At 32.9% G+C, this 2,959-nt stretch carries 3 protein-coding genes and 2 pseudogenes; 1 reads left to right on the forward strand and 4 read right to left on the reverse strand.

Annotated elements, in window-relative coordinates:
* Nucleotides 1-104, reverse strand: a pseudogene (locus ACRCJ0_RS11425) (DNA repair protein RadC); the annotation flags it as partial.
* A gap of 135 nt (nt 105-239) precedes the next feature.
* Here ACRCJ0_RS11425 and ACRCJ0_RS11430 point away from each other — a divergent pair.
* Nucleotides 240-1,082, forward strand: coding sequence for an AraC family transcriptional regulator (locus ACRCJ0_RS11430; protein WP_419971744.1), 843 nt, complete (start codon nt 240-242; stop codon nt 1,080-1,082).
* Between the two features lie 158 nt (nt 1,083-1,240).
* On the opposite strand, the gene ACRCJ0_RS11435 is transcribed toward ACRCJ0_RS11430, so the two are convergent.
* The 3 genes and pseudogenes from ACRCJ0_RS11435 to ACRCJ0_RS11445 all read right to left on the reverse strand — a co-directional run.
* Complete coding sequence (locus ACRCJ0_RS11435; protein ID WP_419971745.1) at nt 1,241-1,633, reverse strand: DNA recombinase; 393 nt, start codon at nt 1,631-1,633, stop codon at nt 1,241-1,243.
* A 122-nt stretch (nt 1,634-1,755) separates the two neighbouring features.
* Nucleotides 1,756-2,613: an LEM-3-like GIY-YIG domain-containing protein gene (locus tag ACRCJ0_RS11440; protein ID WP_419971746.1), complete on the reverse strand. Its 858-nt coding sequence runs from the start codon at nt 2,611-2,613 to the stop codon at nt 1,756-1,758.
* A 60-nt stretch (nt 2,614-2,673) separates the two neighbouring features.
* Nucleotides 2,674-2,959, reverse strand: a pseudogene (locus ACRCJ0_RS11445) (NAD(P)/FAD-dependent oxidoreductase); the annotation flags it as partial.

The following is a 2,959-nucleotide window of genomic DNA, read 5'->3' on the forward strand; positions in this document are numbered from 1 at the left end:
ATACCTTCTAAGTATTCTGGATAGATATTGTACCCATAAGAACTCAAAGCCATTGCAAGTGATTTCGTGTAACATAAGGGTATATCTCCGTAAAATAAATCCATACTCTTACCTCCTTGTTTTGATATATCATAGTTTAGTAGTATGCATAAATTTTTTCTTATCATTCTTTGTACGAGATTTTAGGGTTTTACAAGAAATTTTGACAGTGATAAAATTATTAAGAAGGGAGTGTTTTTATGAATGATTTGGTACAAGTCATCAACCGAATTGAAGAAAATCTAGATTACGAAATCGATTACAATCAGCTCTGTAAAGGTTTATCTTTAACAAATAGTACTTTGCAGCGTATTTTCCCAGTAATCTTTAATATGACGACTTCAGAATACATCAGAAAACGAAGATTATCTAAAGCTGCCTTTGACCTACAACATTCTAAGTTTAGCGTACTTGAAATCGCTCTGAAGTATGGCTATGAAACTCACGAAGCTTTCACGACTGCATTTAAGAAATTTCACGAAAATACGCCTTCAGCAGTACGTAAAGGTGCATCCTTTAGGTTTATTGATAAATTGGAGTTGTCAATAACAATCCAAGGTGGGAAAGAGTTACCTTTAGAAATCATCACATTACCCGATTTTTATGTCGCTGGTCTTTCAATTAATACATCGGCTAATAGTCCTGAAATTTCAAAGCTATGGAGACAGTTAACTGAATCTAATTTGGTAAATAAATTAATTAAAGTTAGCACTGGTAATAGCTTCGGAGTATCCTACGGGATTAATAACAATGGTACATTAACTTATATGGCCGGATGGGAAATCAAAAATCCAGAGTTAGTTAATCACCTACCTCTACAAGTGACCTTAATCCCATCCACAACTTTTGCCATCATACCATGTTTTGGCCGATTTCCAGAGTCACTATATCATGCTTGGAATTATATATTGAACAAGTTTTTACCTGAGAGTGGTTACACCTATATAGGAAAGTTTGATTTAGAATATTACCCGAATAAATTCACAGATGATACGAACTTTCCGATGCAACTTTGGATTCCAATTGAAAAAATTAATTTATAGCGTTTTGTTCTTATATGAGGAAACGAAACGCTATTTTGCTCCATTTATTCTTATAGTTAACTTCCAAATATAAATGAAATAAAATTCCATTACCACTTTCTATTATTAGAGTCCCCCATCTCATTAATTTTTTCACAATAATTTCATACTCATTCTCTTTATTTCTGTCTATCATATTTTTCTTTGGTAATACAATCCCCGGTTTTCAACTCCACTTCAATAACACTATCTTTAATAACGACACCCGTCACTAATCGATTAACTAAACTTTCATCGTAATCTTCAAGTTTGATATGCTGTGTTTTTAGTAAAGCTTTAATATCCGATAGTCGCCTGCGTTTCTCCTCATTCGTCGCATTTTCTATTAAAAGTTGCTGCTTCCGTTCTCGAAGTTTAAATATTCGCTCTGCTATGCGTTCATAATCTTCTTTCTGATTCGCAAATTGATATAACTGCTTTTGTAAATCGTGTAACTGATTATCAACATCTTCCGCTGTTTCATCGTATTTGTTATTAAGAACTTGGGTAATATTTTTCTCCAAAACTTTCAAGTAGTTACCTTTATCTCCTATGAACTCATTAATCGCCTCTAATACCGCTTACACTCTTACTTATCGACCCTTGACATCAATACTACACACTCCACATGTCATGTTGGGCATGTAATAATTGATTATAGTGTATTGGAAATGTGGTTTGAATGATTATTAATATAAACTATTGACTGACCACTCCCAAATTCTAAATCATATATTGCTCTTTGATATACCCCTAATGCTTTCATTATATTTTCACTCTTTGAATTTGAGTGAAAACAAAAACGTTGTCGACCTTTTTCATCAATACCTGGTTCAAATCCTGTCACTTCATAAGCAGAAACCACTGTATTATTTATCCCCGTATTGATTCCTAAAATATATTTAACTTTTTCAGCTTTATTTTTCGCAACTTTCCAAGTCCCTAACGTTCTAGATTTAAGATTATGATCATCTCTATAGTAGAAAGGGTAATCATACGTTTCATCCTTATCTAACTGGAGGGAGTCTGTTATCTTGACAGCAAGTATAAGTTCGTCAGTTTGTAATTCAATTTTGGACATTGGGATACTTCCAAACTGTCTTTCCAAATCACCCACTTCAGTTCCCCGGACTCCATGCCCATTTACTTTATTTGTTAGGTTTCGAGGCGAAAAAATGTTAAATAAATTTATTAAAGTGTTTTCGCTCGCGAACGCTTCTCGTTCTGATAACCAGTAATTTAAAATTACTTTTTTTATTGGAAATCCCTCTGCCTTAATAGTTCTGATTCTATTAATTTTCAAATCTTCAGTTTTTTCTTTACTTTTTAATATCAATTCCGACTTTTTATCAAAGGCAGCTTTCTCATGATTAAAGACTCGTTGGCCTTTCCCTTTACCGATGTAGAATATCTCATCCTTATCATTCCTAATATCAACTAAACAATAAATATAGAACTCTTTATCTTTGTTTTTATTTAAATATGATAATACTTTATCTGAAAATTTTTCCATAAAATATTCCTTTTTATCATCTTTTTCAATTCTGAAGCTATCTAGTAATCAACAAATCAATTAAATAGGCTTCAACATCCTCGTTAGCTCATCTAATTTTTTCGGTGGGTTAACAAGAATTTCACGGGCCTTATCCATATCAACTTTCACATTATATGTTAAAATTCCAGATGGTTTGCCTTTAAAAAGATAATATACAATATAACCTCCGGCAACTTCTTCAATAATCGCATCATCACGGTTGCGACTCATTTCTCCGACACCTTCAATAGAAATATCTAAGACATTCGTATAAGAGAGTGGTGCACCATGATTATAAACTTCTTCAGCGCCCGTCATGTTTCGT

Source organism: Aerococcus sp. L_32 (assembly GCF_050689315.1).